Here is a 522-nt window from a genome sequence, read left to right as displayed (position 1 = left end):
CTGCATTTTTTGTATATATTGCATTGGGAATTATTTTGATTGATGTCGCGGTAATTATCATTTTGGGAAACACGCTATGCAGAAAGTAATAACTTCCAGTTAGTTGAGATGTTGCAAAATTTGGAATCAGGAGAGAATAAGAATGATTAACAATTTGATGTACATTGAATTAAAAACGGGATATTCTGATGATGGTCCGGCATGGATTGGATATGTCAAAACTTCAAAAAGTAAGAAAACAATCTATTTTAATGACCATGCCTTTCAGAAAAATATCGGTAACTATGCAAATTATATAGATATTGAGAATGGTGATAAATATTGGATTTCCGGACTGAAAAAGGAAGAGAGCAATCGTCATTGGGCAGGACATGGAAAGATTATGATTGATCGTAGAGCTGTTAATGAATACCTTTCCCTGATTGGTGAAAAGGAATTGCCATTAAATCTGTTTGAAGTAGTTGATATTGAAGATAGATTTCCGGTTAAAAGAGTAAAAGAATTATTGAATGAAAAGAAATA

General features: G+C 32.2%; 1 protein-coding gene and 1 pseudogene. Both read left to right on the top strand.

The features are described from left to right. Positions 1–89, top strand: a pseudogene (locus GPK58_RS13485) (DUF3784 domain-containing protein); the annotation flags it as partial. Positions 90–142: 53 nt separating this feature from the next. Further along, positions 143–522, top strand: a 380-nt coding sequence (locus GPK58_RS12670) for a mannose-1-phosphate guanylyltransferase (protein ID WP_118511413.1), incomplete at its 3' end; no start/stop codon positions are given.

Origin of the sequence: Blautia sp. MCC270 (assembly GCF_018785605.1) — a bacterium.
Classification (GTDB): Bacteria; Bacillota; Clostridia; order Lachnospirales; family Lachnospiraceae; genus Blautia_A; species Blautia_A fusiformis.
This window is presented reverse-complemented; position numbering and strand designations above follow the sequence as displayed.